A 14,443-nucleotide genomic window follows, 5' to 3' on the forward strand; every position below is an offset into this window, starting at 1 on the left:
AAGACGGTGATCAGATGCGTTCGATGATGGTGGCGTTGGCCATGCCCGCGCCCTCGCACATCGTCTGCAGGCCGTAGCGTCCGCCGGTGGCCTCGAGCTGGTTGACCAGCGTGCCGAGCAGGCGGGTGCCCGAGGAGCCGAGCGCGTGACCGAGGGCGATCGCACCGCCGCGCGGGTTCAGCTTGGCCGGGTCGGCACCGAACTCGTGCGCCCACGCCAGCGGCACCGGCGCGAAGGCCTCGTTGACCTCGTAGGCGTCGATGTCGTCGATGCTCAGCCCCGACTTCGCGAGGATCTTCTTCGTCGCCGGGATCGGGGCGGTGAGCATGAACACCGGGTCGTCGCCCGCAACGGAGAACGAGCGGAACCGCGCCCGCGGAGTCAGGCCCAGCTTGGCGGCCATCTCCTCACTCATGATCAGTGCACCGGACGCACCGTCGGTCAGCGGGGACGAGTTACCCGGGGTGATGTGCCACTGCGCCTCGGGGAACCGGGCCGCGTACTTCTCGGAGTAGAAGGACGACTTCAGCCCGGACAGCCCCTCCGCCGTGGTCGAGGCGCGCACGGTCTCGTCGACGAGGTGCGTCACCGTCTCACCGGCCGCGTTGGTCACCTCGATCGGCAGGATCTCCTTGTCGAACAACCCCTTCGCGGCGGCCTCGGCGGCGCGGCGATGCGACTCGGCCGAGTAGGCGTCGAGGGCGTCGCGGTCGAACTTCCACTTGGCGGCGATCAGTTCGGCAGAGATGCCCTGGTTGACCAGGCCCTCGGGGTAGCGGGCCGCGATGCCCGGGCCGGACGCGTCCTGACCGAGGGTCGTCGTGCCCATCGGCACGCGGGACATCGACTCGACACCCGCGGCGATCACGATGTCGTAGGCGCCGGCGATGACGCCCTGCGCAGCGAAGTGCGCCGCCTGCTGGCTCGAGCCACACTGGCGGTCGACGGTGGTGGCCGGGACCGAATCGGGGAAGCCGGCCGACAGCACCGCGGTGCGGGAGATGTTGAGGGCCTGCTCGCCGGCCTGTCCGACGCAGCCGCCGATGACGTCGTCGACCTGCGCGGGGTCGATGCCGTTGCGCTCGACGAGGCTGCGTAGGACGTGCGCGAGGAGTTCGACCGGGTGGGTGCCGGACAGGGCGCCGCCCGGCTTGCCCTTACCGGAGGCGAGGCGGACGACGTCCACGATGACAGCGTTGGTCATGAGAGTTCCCTTTCGAGGAGGAGAAAAAGTGGTGGCGGCCCGGTGTCCGGGGTCGACAGAACACCGGGCCGAGTTCTGGTGCCGTGAGTACTTGTTAACCGCCCGCGGTTAAGAAGTACTCACAGGCGCGAAGGGCACATTCAGCGGCCCTGCCACACCGGCAGGCGTTTCTCGGCGAACGCGGTGGGCCCTTCCTTGGCGTCCGCGCTGGAGAAGACGGTGGCAATGGCGGCATTGTTCGCCTCCCATACCCGGTCGCCCCAGTCGTCTTCGGTGGCGGTGCGGTGGATCATCGCCTTCGATTCGCGCACAGACAGCGGCGCGTTCGCGGCGATCTGCTCGGCGAGTTCGAGCGCGACGTCGAGGGCGGTACCGGCCGGGGCGACCCGGTTGACCAGGCCCAATTCCTTGCCCTGCGCCGCGGTGATCGGCTCGCCGGTGAGCGCGATCTCCAGCGCGACCTTCTTCGGAATCTGCTGCTGCAGACGGATCACCCCGCCCGCCGCCGCGAACAATCCTCGCTTGACCTCAGGCAACCCGAGGGCCGCCCCTTCATCGATGACCGCGAGGTCACTGGCCAGCACCAGTTCGGTGCCGCCGCCCAGGGCGAACCCGTTGACCGCGGCGATGGTCGGCTTGCTGATCCAGTGCTGCGCGTATCCGGCGAAACCCCACTCCGGATGCCCGTCAGCGGAGATGGCCTTACCGACGGAAAGTTCCTTCAGGTCCGCGCCAGCGCAGAACGCGCGACCCGACCCGGTGATCACGACGACCCGCACCTCGGGGTCGTTCTCGGCCTGCTCGAGCAGATTGCCCACCGCGGTCGACAATGCGCCGTTCACCGCGTTGAGCGCCTTGGGGCGGTTCAGCGTGATGATGCCGATGCCTCCGCGCCGCTCCCACAATGCGGCTGCCTCCGTCGTCTCCGTCATTTCCGGCACGTCACACCCTTCGACTCACGCATGATTACTGATCGCTCGTTAAAGTTAGTACCATGGCGACGGGGCACGGTCAATGGCCAGCTTTACCTAGCGCACGTTAAGTTGCGTCTGGTATGGATAGTCCAGGGACCGACGGAGGAGATCGCCACGTGTATGCCCAACAACTGACTGTTCAATCCGGACCGAGCGGTGTCCGGCTCGCCGAGATCGACGAACCCGACGGATCCGGTCTCGTCGTCGTCGATATGCACGCCGCCGGGGTAGCCTTTCCCGACCTTTTGCAGACCACGGGCAGCTACCAGGTGGTGCGCGACCTTCCGTGCGTGCTCGGTGTCGAGGGCGCCGGAGTGGTACGAGAAGCTCCGGAGGACAGCGGTTTTCGCGCCGCACAGCGGGTGGCGGTACTCGCCTCCGGTGGCGCGTGGCAGCAGACCGTGGCCGTGGAACCCCACTCCGTGTTTCCGTTGCCCGACTCGGTGTCGCTCGAAGCCGGCGCCGGTTTTCTCCTGAACTACCTCACCGTGCACTTCGCCCTGGACGAGCGCGCGCGGTTCCGCGCCGGCGAAACGGTTCTGGTCCATGGCGCCGCCGGGGGTGTCGGGGTGGCCGCACTCCAGGTGGCGGCCGCTCTGGGACTCGAGACGATCGCCGTGGTCAGCACCGAGGAGAAGGCCGGCATCGCGAAGGCCCACCGCGCCGACCACGTCGTCCTCCTCGACGGGTGGAAAGACCGTGCCCGGGAGATCACCGGCGGCCGCGGAGTCGACATCATCCTCGACCCGGTGGGCGGCGACCGGTTCACCGACAGTCTGCGCAGCCTCGCACCCAACGGGCGACTCGTGGTCCTCGGTTTCACCGGCGGCGAGATCCCCACGGTCAAGGTCAATCGCCTTCTTCTCCGAAATATCTCGGTCCTCGGAGCCGGGTGGGCCGAGTACGTGCGCACCGATCCCGGCTACACGAAGCGGCAGTGGGCCGCCCTGGAACCGCTGCTCGAATCCGGTGCACTGCAGATCACCGAACCCACCATCTATGCGTTCGAACACGCTGCCGACGCCCTGCGCGCCCTCGAAACCCGATCGGCCGCAGGAAAAATCGCGCTGTCCCTCCTCCCCCACGACACCCAAGGACCCTCATGACTTCCGACCTACCCGGTGTGGACACGACCGTCGACAACGGCGTCCTCCGCATCACGCTCGACCGGCCCTCCCGCATGAATGCCGTCACCACCGAAATACTCGACGCCGTTGCGGACGCGTTGGACAAGTTTTCGGGTGACGCCGAGGTGCGGGTCGCCGTACTCACCGGGGCCGGCCGGGCGTTCTGCACGGGCGCCGACCTGGTAACGAGTCCCGACGTGTCGGGCCCGCCGTCCACCGCCACGATCGACGCCGCCAATCGCGTCGTCGCCGCGGTCCGGGCGTTCCCCTGTCCCGTGATCGGCGCCGTCAACGGTCCCGCAGCCGGTGTCGGGGTCTCCCTCGCGCTGGCCTGCGACCTCGTTGTCGCTACCGAATCGAGCTACTTCCTACTGGCGTTCACGAAGGTGGGTCTGATGCCGGACGGAGGCGCCACCGCCCTCGTCGCCGCATCGATCGGCCGAGCCCGCGCCATGAGGATGGCCCTACTGGCCGAACGTCTTCCGGCAAGGGACGCCCTCGACGCCGGTTTGATCTCGGACGTCTATTCCGACGACGAGTTCGCCGACTCGGTAAATGCCCTGACCCGACGTCTCGCCGACGGACCGCCGCAGGCCTTCCACCTCACCAAAGACGCCGTCAACGATGCCACGCTGACCGAACTCGACAGCGCCTGTGCCCGCGAGCGCACGGGACAGGAAGTGCTGCTCGCCGCGCCCGACTTCGCGGAAGGCGTTGCGGCATTCCAGGAGAAGCGGCCGGCAGTGTTCGGCCGGGTCTGAGGAGCTCCGAGACGGTCGGCGGCCGGCCCTCGCCCACAGTGCGGATCAGGAATTCGATCTGGTCGGCCACCACCTTCTCGAAGAGATCACCGAAGTAGACGTCGAAGTGACCGCCCGGGTACTCGCGTACCTCGGCATCCGGGGTCTTGGCCGCGGCCTTCCGAGCGCTACGCGTGAAGGTGACAACGTCGTTGTCGGCGATGGCGAAGAAGACCGGACAACCGATCTGCGCGACCGCCCTCGTCGGCCGGTAGAGCGCCGCCTGCAACGCGACGCGTCCGGGAGTTTCGTTGCGCCACGTCGAACCGGGCGGGTCCATGGCGCGATATCCCGCCTCCGCATCGGGGGTGGTGATGGCCGCGAACGACCCCGGCGGCCCGACGACGGGGAACATGTGCGGCGGCCGACGTCGTAACTGCGCGAGCCGATCCCGCAGGTAGGCCACCGACATGCGGGCCAACCCCGCGATGCCGAGCCTGCGAAGGTTCGTCAGCCCGTCGACGTACGGCACCTGCGACACCACGGCCGCCACCCGGTGATCCCGCGCGGCCGTCGTCAGGACGAGACCGCCGGCCAGCGAAGTGCCCCAGATCGCGATGCGGTCGGGGTCGATCTCGGGACGACTGCGCACATAGTCGAGAGCGCTGGCCCAGTCGACGAGCTGACTGTCGAGGTCGAGGAGTTGCCGGGGTTCCCCTTCGCTCGCACCGAAGTAGCGGTAGTCGAACACCAGTACCGCGAATCCCGCGGTCGCGAACCGCTCGGCGTAGGCGTCGAGTCGTTGTTCACGCACGCCGCTCCAGCCGTGCGCCAGCACGACACACGGAAGCGCCGCCGAGGTGGGCGATGGGGGGCGATACAGCCAGGCGGCGCAGCGCTGTCCGCCGGAGGAGAACTCCACGTTCTCACGCCGGATGCCAGGGCAGGGGTGTTCGGCTGGTGTCGGCCGAGAATTCATGAGGGGCGCCTCCGCGGGTGTAACCATCACCCACAGCCTCCACCCGGGAATTCACCGGCGACAGGCGCCCCAGGGTGGGTAAACGACCACCCCGGGGTGAAAGTCAGCGTCCCGGCACGTACTGCAGCGCCTTCACGAACGGCGGCATGATCTTGGCCCACACCTTGGGCGGCAATCCGCGTGGTCCGCCGAGATTGAGAATGCGGGTGGTGGCGATGGTCTGAGGTTCGGTGTACTTGAGGAGCCCGTCCGCACCGTGGCGGCGACCGACCCCGGACACTCCCATCCCACCCATCGGCGCGCCGGTGCTGCCCCAGGCCGGGGCATAGCCCTCGTCGACGTTCACCGTTCCGGCGTGGATGCGCGCCGCGATGGCCTCCCCCTCCGCCTTGGTTCCCGCCCACACGCTGGCGTTGAGCCCGTATTCGGTGTCGTTGGCACGTTCGATCGCCTCGTCGACGTTCGCCACCGGGTACACCGACACCAGCGGTCCGAACGTTTCCTCCCGGTAGCACTCGGCGTCCTCGGGAACTCCGGTGAGGACGGTCGGCTCGTAGAACAGCGGTCCGAGATCGGGGCGCGCCTTGCCGCCGGCCACCACGGTGGCACCCTTGACCACGGCGTCGTCGACGTGGCTGGACACCGCCTTCACCTGCGCCTCCGACACCAGGCTGCCCATTTCGATGCCGAAGTCGTAGCCGGCGCCCAGTGACATGTTGCGCACCCGCTCACCGAACATGCGGGTGAACTCGGGGGCGATGGATTCTTCCACGTAGATGCGCTCGATCGAGATGCACAGCTGACCGGAGTTCGAGTAGCAGGCGCGCACGGCGGCATCGGTGACCTCGCGGAGGTTGGCACCGGCCGTGACGATCATCGGGTTCTTGCCCCCGAGTTCGGCGGAGAAACCGATGAGCCGGCGACCGGCCTGCTCGGCGAGAAGCTGCCCGGTCTGCGAGGACCCCGTGAACATCACGTACTCGGTGTTCTCGACGAGCGCCGTGCCGACGACCGATCCCGGCCCGGGGACCACGGCGAACAGGTCACGCGGAAGTCCCGCCTTGTAGAGCAGGTCGACGCAGGCCAGCGCGCAGTACGGCGTCTGACTGTCCGGCTTGAGCACCACCGCATTGCCGGCGAGGAGGGCCGCGACGGCGTCGGACACCGCGAGGGTCATCGGGTAGTTCCAGGGAGAGATGACGCCGACGACGCCCTTGGGCTGGTACCGCACCACGGTCTTGGTGAGCACCGGCAGCATCCCGGAGACGCGGCGGGGGCGGAGCAGCTTCGGTGCGACGCGCGCGTAATGGCGGGCCGTCATCGAGATGTCGAGGATCTCCTCCTGGGCGGCAGTACGGGACTTCCCGGTCTCTGCCTGCGCCATGTCCATCAAAGCGTCGCGGTGCTCGAGCACCAGTTCCCGGTACCGGTGGAAGATGGCGGCCCGTTCGGTGACCGGCCGCTGTGCCCAGTCCTTCTGCGCAACCCGGGCACGAGCGATGGCGTCCACGGCATCCTGGGCGGTACCGATCGGGACGGTCGCCAGTTCCTTACCCGTGAATGCCTCGACGACGGAACGCGTCGGACGATCCGCCGCATCCGGGATGGCGATGAGATCAGCGAGCCGCGCGAATGTGGCGGCGGACGGAACAGGCATTTCGTACCCCTACTGGTTAGTAGTTTTTGCGGTTACACATAACCTACCTGCTTGGTGTGCCAAGTCACAGGGGCGGATGGCTAGTGCCGGTCTTCGAGCCCGACAGCCTCCCGCAACTTCTCCTCCACCTTCTTCAGCTCGGGGTTGTCCTGGGCGGAGGAATCGAGCAGGGCGGCGAGCGCCTCGGCGATGACGTTCAGCTTCTCCTGCAGAGCCTCCGTGGCGCGGCGGCTGGCATTCTCGAGCAGGACCACGAGGAGCAACGTGAAGACGGCGCCGACGGTGTGGATGGCGATCTGCCACTCGTGAAGGTCCTTCCAGAGCGGAATGCTGACGACCCACAGCGCGACCACTCCGGCGCAGACCCCGAAGAACGGCGCCTGGCTGACCCGGACTTCGATCTGCTCCACGAACCTGTCGAACGCCGAACGCTGATCGGTGGGCTGCTGACGTGCGGCCTTCGCGTTGCGCACCATCTTCGGAGTCTAGGCTCAGCTGCCACTCCCGATATGCCCGTTTCACCCGAGCCGCCTCGATGACGGCGTCTAGGGAGACGACTCAGCAGCCGTCGCGGTGGAGCGCCATCCGGGCCGCGCTCGGCGCGGTCACCGCCGCGACCCCGTTCCGCCGAGTGCCGCGCCCGGTTACATCGTGGAGTGCGGGGTCCGGAGGCTGCGGCACCAGTGCGTACTACTCGAAGTGCGCGGATGCGCGTGCCGCTGATGCAGCGCCGCTCTATGTCCCCGGTTATCGATCGATCGGAGCTCGATCGCGACGACAACGGCGTCGCGTGTGAATGAGAACCTCGACCGCCGGCGTCGCCCTTTCATTGGTGGCAGCGATTCCGGGCGTGAAGTCTCGGCGCGGACCGCGCCGATGCAAGCCGGGAAAGCTTCGCGCCGACAAGGGCTACGACTACGACATTCACCGACGGTGGCTGCGCGAACGAGGCATCATCCCGCGGATCGCCCGCCGCGGCATCGAGCGAAACGATCGCCTCGGCCGGTACCGATGGAAGATCGAACGCACCATGCGCCTGGCTCACCGGCTACCGGCGCATGACCATCCGCTACGAGCGCCACGGCGAACACTTCGCCGGCTTCCTACACCTCGCCGCCGCACTTACCCTCCTTCAAGAAGCTCCCCACAAGAGACACGCTCTTGACCGATCGGTCGGCAATGGTCGCGGGCGCGTCCTCGACGCGCACCCGCAGCTGAAGAGGCGGCTGGACACCGTCCCGACCGAGGGACCGGCCGTCGAGTGGCGCGCGAAGGCGCTGACGATCGCCGAGACCTGCGGTAACTACCGAGGCTAGGCGGGGTGAACGGTGCGCAGAACGGTCTGCCCGGCGTCGAGCCGGCGGATGTTGTCGGTGATATCCCGGACTCGTCCGACGAAGGTGTGCCGGGTGACGCCGGACGAATGCGGTGTCATGAGAAGGTTGCGCAGTTCCCGGAACGGGTGCGCGGCCGGGGCACCTCGACCGTTCGGGTCGGGGTCGGCGTACCAGACGTCTACCGCCGCCGAGGCGATGACGCCCGTCGCGAGAGCGTCGTAGAGCGCCCGTTCCCGAATCAGCGGGCCGCGGCCGACGTTGATCAGCACACCACCGGCTCCCAGTGCGGCCAATTCCGCGGTGCCGATCATCCCGCGGGTCGCGGAGTTCAGCGGCGCCGACACCACCACGATGTCGGACTCGAACATCAGCCGCAGCAGCGACGAGTGGTCGCCCGCCCACACGAGTCCTTCCGCACCGGCGTCGACACGTCCCCGGCCGGTGACGGCGCTGCCGGACGAACCGAATGCCCGAAGCAGGTTCCACGACCGCCTGCCGATGTGACCGAACCCGACGAATCCGATGCGGGCGTCGTGCATCGACGCCGGCTGCGGGATCGCGTCGTCGTAAACGGAGCTGGCCCATCGGTCGCCGCGCATCGCACCATCCTGATCGAGAAGTCCGCGTCGCAGCAGAACCGCCGCCGACACGATGTATTCGGCGATGGAGTCTTCGTGATGAAAGGTGTTGGCCACCAGAGTGTCAGCGGGAAGGGTGTCGAAGTCGACCTTGTCGGTACCCGCGCCTGCTACGTGCACCAGACGGAGTTTCGGTGCGGCGGCGGCCATCGCGGCGGTGAACCTGCCACCCACGTACACGTCGGCGTCGGACACATCGGTGACAATCAGCGGTTCGTCGAACCTCTGATGCCAGGACACGAAAGCCCCGGACGGCAGGCCGGATTCGAACAGCTCCTTGTGTGGCAGCAGGTTCCGGTCGCCGACGACAATCTTCACCGACCGCGTACCAGTGCGGGCCGCTTGCTGTCGAAAGTCCAGTCCGGCACGAGGAACTGCATGCCCACCGAATCGTCGCGGGCGCCCAGACCTTCACGGAGATAGAGTTCGTGCGCCGCTTCCACCCGATCCATGTCGAGCTCCACCCCGAGACCGGGCGTGGTCGGCACGGTCAGGTAGCCGTCCTCGATGGCGAACGGCACCTTCGTGATCCGCTGCCCGTCCTGCCAGATCCAGTGCGTGTCGATGGCGGTGATGTCACCGGGCGCGGCCGCTGCCACATGGGTGAACATGGCGAGGGAGACGTCGAAGTGATTGTTGGAATGCGACCCCCATGTCAGCCCCCAGGCGTCGCACAGTTGCGCCACCCGAACCGAACCCGCCATCGTCCAGAAGTGCGGGTCGGCCAGGGGAATGTCGACGGCTCCTGAGCGGATGGTGTGGCCCAACTCCCGCCAATCGGTGGCGATCATGTTCGTGGCCGTCGGCAGTCCGGTTGCCCGCTTGAATTCACTCATCACTTCACGGCCGGAGAAGGTGCCCTCGGGACCCACCGGATCCTCCGCGTACGCGAGGACGTCACGCAATCCCCGGCACGTCTCGATCGCCTCCGCCAGCAACCAGCCGCCGTTGGGGTCGAGCGTGATGCGCGCGGACGGGAACCGTTCGGCCAGCGCGGTCACCGCCGCCGCCTCTTCGCGCGGGGCGAGCACCCCACCCTTCAGCTTGAAATCCTCGAAACCGTAACGCGCATGGGCCGCCTCGGCGAGGTGGACGATCGCCTCCGGGGTCAGGGCTTCCTCGTGCCGCAGACGAAACCACTCGTCGGACTCGCCCTCACCGGACAGGTAGTCGAGGTCGGTCGCCGTCCGATCGCCGATGAAGAAGAGGTACCCGAGCGCCTGTACGCGGTCCCGTTGCTTGCCGTCACCGAGCAGGCCCGCGACCGGGACACCGAGGTGCCTGCCGAGGAGATCCAACAGGGCCGACTCGACCGCGGTCACGGCGTGAATCGCCACGCGCAGGTCGAAGGTCTGATTGCCGCGTCCGGCGGCGTCGCGATCCGCGAACGTCCGGCGCATGTCGGCGAGGACGGCGTTGTACTCGCCGATGCTGCGACCCGTCACGATCAAGCGGGCGTCCTCGAGGGTGCGCCGGATCGGTTCACCGCCGGGTACCTCTCCCACGCCGACGTTGCCGTCGGAATCGGTGAGGATCACCAGGTTGCGGGTGAAGTACGGGGCATGCGCGCCGGAGAGGTTCAGCAACATACTGTCTCGACCTGCAATCGGGACCACACGCATGTCGGTGACGACCGGGGTGTCGGCTGTTCTCATTCCCTACCTTTCGAAACACGAGACCGCCGGTGACGCGGCTCACAAGAATCGTATGGGCGGCCATCGATACGTGTCCAACACTTGTTGAGCATCGATCGATGCACATCGTGCATCACCTCAGCTGTCGTCCCCGGCCGGCGAAAATCACCCGACCGCGAGGGGAATGCCCAGTTCCGCACGACCGCGGGGATGGTGACATTCGGCGATGTGGTGTGCCTCTCGCGCGTCCACGGCCTTCGGAGGGATCGTGCTCGCGCAGATGTCGGTCGCGTGGGCGCAGCGAGTGCGGAACCGGCAGCCGGACGGCGGGTTCAGCGGCGAGGGCACCTCGCCGTCGAGAATGATCCGGTGTTTCCGCGAGGCGGCGTCCAGCTTGGGCGCCGCGGACATCAGCGCCTCCGTGTACGGGTGGGCGGGACGGTCGAAGACGGCGTCCGTCGCACCCGTCTCCACGATGCGCCCCAGGTACATCACCGCCACCCGATCGGCGACGTGCCGGACCACGGACAGGTCGTGGGAGATGAACACGTACGAGATCCCGAGTTGCTTCTGCAGATCGCCCAGCAGGTTCAGCACCTGAGCCTGGACCGAGAGGTCGAGTGCCGACACCGGTTCGTCGCAGATGACGACGCTCGGGTTCAGTGCCAGGGCGCGTGCGATTCCGAGCCGCTGACGCTGCCCGCCGGAGAACTCCTGCGGATACCGGTTCTCGTCACTCGCCCGCAGCCCGACGAGCTGCAGCAGTTCCCGCACCCGTGCGGTGCGGTCCCGACCCGACTTGTACAGATTCTTGTGGGTTCGCCACGGTTCGGCGATGATCTCGCCCGCCGACATGCGGGAGTTCAGCGAGGCGTACGGATCCTGGAACACCATCTGCACGCGGCGGCGCAGGGCCAGTAGATCCTTGCCCCGCAGCGAGAACGGGTCGACCCCGTCCCACGTCACCGAACCGGAGTCCGGGCGCTCGAGCATCATCAATGTGCGGGCCAGAGTGGACTTGCCACAACCGGATTCGCCCACCAGGCCGAGAGTCTCACCGCGAGCCAGGTCGAGGTGGATGCCGTCGAGAGCGCGTAGCTGGTTCTTGCCTGCCTTGTTGGCGGGGACCTTGAAAGTTTTGGTCAGCCCCCGCACCTCGAGTATCGACTCAGACACCGGTTACCTCCTCGGGGAAATGACATGCGGATCGACGACCGGCTCCTCGGACCTTCTCGAGCGGTGGCCGGGTTGTGCGGCAGAGATCGCGGGCCAGCGGGCACCGGGCCTGGTAGACGCAGCCCGAGGGAATGGAATGCAGGTCCGGCGGTGTGCCGCCGATGGACTTCAGATCTTCTCCGCGCACCGCGCGCACCGGGACCGAATCGAGTAGGCCCTTGGTATACGGGTGGCGCGGGTGGGCGAAGACCTCGGACACCGGGCCGGTCTCGACCACGTTGCCGGCGTACATGATTGCGACGCGGTCGGCTTCCTCGGCGACGAGAGCGAGGTCGTGGGTGATGAGGACGACCGCCATGTCGTGTTCGCTGCGCAGGTCGCGCAGCAGGGACATGATCTGTGCCTGCACGGTGACGTCCAACGCGGTGGTCGGCTCGTCGGCGAGCAGTACCGACGGGCTGAGCGCGACGGCCATGGCGATCAGCAGTCGCTGGCGCATGCCCCCGGAGAACTGGTGCGGGTACGAATCGGCGCGGGAGTCGGGTTCGGGGATGCCCACCCGGCGCATCAAGGCGATCGCTTCCCGACGAGCCTGTTTCGCCGTCATACCGCGGTGAAGCCGAAACGGTTCTGCCAGTTGCTTACCGACGGTATAGACCGGGTTCAGCGCGGTCAGTGCGTCCTGGAAGACGATGGCGAGTTCGGTGGCGGCCAGGGCGCGGCGGGTCTTGGTGTTTGCGGTGACGAGGTCCACCTCCCCGAGGCGCACCGAACCGCTGGTGATGTCCGCGATCGGCTCGAGCAGACCGACGAGTGCCTGGGCGGTCATCGATTTGCCACACCCGGATTCGCCCAGCAGGGCGAGCGTCTCACCACGGCGGGCGGTGAACGACACCGTGTCGACGGCCCGGACGGTCCCTGCGGGGGTACGCAGGTCGACGGTCAGATCCGAGACCTGGAGGGCCACACGGTCGGTCTCTGCGACCTCGGGAGATTCGACGGCTGCTGCGGGTGCGCTCATGAAACAACCTTTCGGGTGGGGAGAAGGCGCGAACGGCGCGAGCGGGGCACGGTCAGGCGCCAGCGCTGGCCCGGGTCGGTGGCAATGCGCGCCCACGCCGCCAATACGGTGGCCGATACCGTCGTGATCACGATGGCCAGTCCGGGGAAGAACGACAGCCACCACGCGGTCTGCAGGTACGTGCGGCCCTGCGACACCATGAGGCCCCAGCTGATGTCCGGTGGCTGAATGCCGATGCCGAGGAAGCTCAGTGACGATTCGGCGAGCATCACGTAGCAGAAGTCGAGGGTCGCGACGGTGAGGAGAGTCGGCAGGAGGATCGGGAACACGTGCCGCCGGATGATTGCTCCGCTGCGAGCACCGAAAGTGCGTGCGGCGTCGACGAACAAACGGCTCTGCAGTTCGGCCGACTCGGCGCGGGCCGTGCGCAGGTAGATAGGAATACGGGTAATGGCCAGCACCAGAACGATGTTCGCCGCACTCGGTGAGAAGACGTACAACACCACCACGGCCATCAGCAGGGAGGGGAAGCTCATGATGACGTCGGCGACTCGCATCGCCGTCGTCTCACGCCATCCGCGGTGGTAACCGGCCCACATGCCGACCAACGAGCCGATGACGCAGGACAGCGCGACCGCGGGTAGAGCCACGAGAAGAGTCGTGCGGCACGCGACGACGAGCCGGGCGAGCATGCTGCGGCCGAGCGGATCGGTGCCGAGGATGTTCATCCAGCCGTTGGTCACGTCGAAGGGCGCGAGGGTGGATTTCTCCAGATCCTGGTCCGTGGCCGCGTCACCGACCAGCCAGGGACCGAAGACGGCCACCAGGAACACGATGACCAGGATCGCCGCAGCCACCGTGGCCATCCGGTCACGCAGCAGCAGCCGCCACAGCGGCATCTTTCCTGCCGCGGGTTTCTCCGGCCTGCCGGGTGCGGTCGGGGCCGGTTCGCTCGGCAACGGGACTGCGGTGGGCTCGTCCACCCGGGGAGGGTTGTCGATGGACATGTCGGCGGCCTCCTAGACCTTGGACTTCTCGCGGACACGCGCGTCGAGAAGCGCATACCCGGCGTCGATCAGGATGTTGAGCACGAAGATGCTGACCGCGGTGACGAGCACCGCCGCCTGCAACACCGCGAAGTCGCGCTGCAGAATCGCGTCGATCATCAGCTTGCCGATACCGGGCCATCCGAAGATCGCCTCGACCACCACGGCGCCGTTGACCAGGCCGACGGTGAGGTCGCCGGCCACCGTGAGAGCGGGTGCCGCCGCATTGCGCAGCGCATGGTGGGTGACCACCCGCAGGTCGCCGGCGCCTTTGCTGCGGGCAAGACGTACGTATGGTGCGGAGAGCGCGGACACCATCGCACCGCGCACCACCTGGGTGAGCACGCCGAGCGGTCGGATCAGCAGCGTGGCGATCGGCAGGATCCACGACAGGGCACTGCCCGTTCCCGATGTGGGGAGCACGCCGAGCACCACGGCGAAGATCCACACTCCGGTGATGGCGAACCAGAAGTCGGGGATGCTGGCGGCGGTCATCGACAGCAGGCTCGACACCCGGTCGGCCGGCGAGTTGGGCCGGTACGCGGCCCAGCACCCGATCACGACCGCACCGATCACCGCCAGCAGCATGGTGAAGAACGCGAGCTGGAGGGTGGCGGGGAAGGCCCGGAGCGCCATGGCGGCGGCGGATTCGCCCGTCCGCAGCGACTCACCGAAGTCGAGGTGGACGACCCCGGAGAGGTAGTCGAGCATCTGGCTCAGGACCGGCTTGTCCAGACCGTTCTCGGCGGCGAACTCCGCCCGCTGATCGGGTGTGGCCGACACCGGCAGGTACAGGTTGGTCGGATCACCGGTGAGACGGGCGAGGAGAAACACACCGAACAGCACGACGAGCAGTGGAAGGAGACTGGTGTACACGCGTCGACGCAGGAATGCGAACACGGGTCACCGC

The 14,443-nt window shown here is 67.5% G+C and carries 13 protein-coding genes and 2 pseudogenes; 4 read left to right on the forward strand and 11 right to left on the reverse strand.

The features are described from left to right. Window positions 1–10: 10 nt before the first annotated feature. Window positions 11–1,204, reverse strand: coding sequence for a thiolase family protein (locus HYG77_RS14300; protein ID WP_208963003.1), 1,194 nt, complete (start codon window positions 1,202–1,204; stop codon window positions 11–13). 140 nt (window positions 1,205–1,344) lie between these two features. Next, window positions 1,345–2,145 carry a crotonase/enoyl-CoA hydratase family protein gene (locus tag HYG77_RS14305; protein ID WP_208963004.1) on the reverse strand — a complete coding sequence of 267 codons (801 nt, stop codon included), beginning with the start codon at window positions 2,143–2,145 and terminating at the stop codon, window positions 1,345–1,347. A 149-nt stretch (window positions 2,146–2,294) separates the two neighbouring features. On the opposite strand from HYG77_RS14305, the gene HYG77_RS14310 reads away from it, so the two are divergent. Next, window positions 2,295–3,284, forward strand: a complete 990-nt coding sequence (locus HYG77_RS14310; protein WP_208963005.1) for an NADPH:quinone oxidoreductase family protein — start codon at window positions 2,295–2,297, stop codon at window positions 3,282–3,284. Further along, on the forward strand, window positions 3,281–4,066 hold the full coding sequence (locus HYG77_RS14315) for an enoyl-CoA hydratase (RefSeq protein ID WP_208963006.1): 786 nt from the start codon (window positions 3,281–3,283) through the stop codon (window positions 4,064–4,066). The genes HYG77_RS14310 and HYG77_RS14315 overlap by 4 nt, the downstream gene beginning before the upstream one ends. Before the next feature lie 100 nt (window positions 4,067–4,166). Here the strand turns inward: HYG77_RS14315 and HYG77_RS14320 are convergent. The 3 genes and pseudogenes from HYG77_RS14320 to HYG77_RS14330 form a co-directional block, all read right to left on the reverse strand. Continuing rightward, window positions 4,167–5,051: pseudogene (locus HYG77_RS14320) on the reverse strand (alpha/beta fold hydrolase); the annotation flags it as partial. Window positions 5,052–5,127: 76 nt separating this feature from the next. Further along, a complete protein-coding gene (locus HYG77_RS14325) occupies window positions 5,128–6,681 on the reverse strand; it encodes a succinic semialdehyde dehydrogenase (protein ID WP_208963007.1) in 1,554 nt (517 codons plus the stop codon). 80 nt (window positions 6,682–6,761) lie between these two features. Then, the gene (locus tag HYG77_RS14330) at window positions 6,762–7,157 is read right to left on the reverse strand and encodes a low affinity iron permease family protein (protein WP_109325841.1); all 396 of its coding nucleotides are present in this window, start codon (window positions 7,155–7,157) and stop codon (window positions 6,762–6,764) included. A 356-nt stretch (window positions 7,158–7,513) separates the two neighbouring features. Here HYG77_RS14330 and HYG77_RS14335 point away from each other — a divergent pair. Next, window positions 7,514–7,760: pseudogene (locus HYG77_RS14335) on the forward strand (transposase); the annotation flags it as partial. Then, window positions 7,740–7,997 (forward strand): hypothetical protein, encoded by a 258-nt coding sequence (locus tag HYG77_RS39590; RefSeq protein ID WP_244461419.1) that lies wholly within the window; start codon window positions 7,740–7,742, stop codon window positions 7,995–7,997. The pseudogene HYG77_RS14335 and the gene HYG77_RS39590, both read left to right, overlap by 21 nt. Here the strand turns inward: HYG77_RS39590 and HYG77_RS14345 are convergent. The 6 genes from HYG77_RS14345 to HYG77_RS14370 all read right to left on the reverse strand — a co-directional run bounded on the left by HYG77_RS14345 (window position 7,994) and on the right by HYG77_RS14370 (window position 14,433). Further along, the gene (locus HYG77_RS14345; protein WP_208963008.1) at window positions 7,994–8,974 is read right to left on the reverse strand and encodes a 2-hydroxyacid dehydrogenase; all 981 of its coding nucleotides are present in this window, start codon (window positions 8,972–8,974) and stop codon (window positions 7,994–7,996) included. The two genes, HYG77_RS39590 and HYG77_RS14345, sit on opposite strands and share 4 nt — an antisense overlap. After that, window positions 8,971–10,311 (reverse strand): glucarate dehydratase, encoded by a 1,341-nt coding sequence (gudD, locus tag HYG77_RS14350; RefSeq protein WP_208963009.1) that lies wholly within the window; start codon window positions 10,309–10,311, stop codon window positions 8,971–8,973. Before gudD ends, HYG77_RS14345 begins: the two co-directional genes overlap by 4 nt. Window positions 10,312–10,455: 144 nt before the next feature. Beyond that, a complete protein-coding gene (locus HYG77_RS14355; RefSeq protein ID WP_208963010.1) occupies window positions 10,456–11,466 on the reverse strand; it encodes a dipeptide ABC transporter ATP-binding protein in 1,011 nt (336 codons plus the stop codon). Continuing rightward, complete coding sequence (locus HYG77_RS14360; RefSeq protein WP_208963011.1) at window positions 11,459–12,487, reverse strand: ABC transporter ATP-binding protein; 1,029 nt, start codon at window positions 12,485–12,487, stop codon at window positions 11,459–11,461. Before HYG77_RS14360 ends, HYG77_RS14355 begins: the two co-directional genes overlap by 8 nt. Further along, window positions 12,484–13,494, reverse strand: a complete 1,011-nt coding sequence (locus tag HYG77_RS14365; protein ID WP_208963012.1) for an ABC transporter permease — start codon at window positions 13,492–13,494, stop codon at window positions 12,484–12,486. The genes HYG77_RS14360 and HYG77_RS14365 overlap by 4 nt, the downstream gene beginning before the upstream one ends. A 12-nt stretch (window positions 13,495–13,506) precedes the next feature. Continuing rightward, window positions 13,507–14,433, reverse strand: coding sequence for an ABC transporter permease (locus HYG77_RS14370; protein ID WP_208963013.1), 927 nt, complete (start codon window positions 14,431–14,433; stop codon window positions 13,507–13,509). Window positions 14,434–14,443 lie beyond the last annotated feature (10 nt).

This window comes from Rhodococcus sp. ZPP, from assembly GCF_017656075.1.
Lineage (GTDB): Bacteria > Actinomycetota > Actinomycetes > Mycobacteriales > Mycobacteriaceae > Rhodococcus_F > Rhodococcus_F oxybenzonivorans.

Bases quoted from the DNA above. Each gene is read 5' to 3' on its own strand.
- HYG77_RS39590 (WP_244461419.1), top strand. From the start codon at position 7,740: ATGACCATCCGCTACGAGCGCCACGGCGAACACTTCGCCGGCTTCCTA.
- HYG77_RS14325 (WP_208963007.1), bottom strand. From the start codon at position 6,681: ATGCCTGTTCCGTCCGCCGCCACATTCGCGCGGCTCGCTGATCTCATC.
- HYG77_RS14365 (WP_208963012.1), bottom strand. From the start codon at position 13,494: ATGTCCATCGACAACCCTCCCCGGGTGGACGAGCCCACCGCAGTCCCG.
- gudD (WP_208963009.1), bottom strand. From the start codon at position 10,311: ATGAGAACAGCCGACACCCCGGTCGTCACCGACATGCGTGTGGTCCCG.
- HYG77_RS14315 (WP_208963006.1), top strand. From the start codon at position 3,281: ATGACTTCCGACCTACCCGGTGTGGACACGACCGTCGACAACGGCGTC.
- HYG77_RS14360 (WP_208963011.1), bottom strand. From the start codon at position 12,487: ATGAGCGCACCCGCAGCAGCCGTCGAATCTCCCGAGGTCGCAGAGACC.
- HYG77_RS14330 (WP_109325841.1), bottom strand. From the start codon at position 7,157: ATGGTGCGCAACGCGAAGGCCGCACGTCAGCAGCCCACCGATCAGCGT.
- HYG77_RS14300 (WP_208963003.1), bottom strand. From the start codon at position 1,204: ATGACCAACGCTGTCATCGTGGACGTCGTCCGCCTCGCCTCCGGTAAG.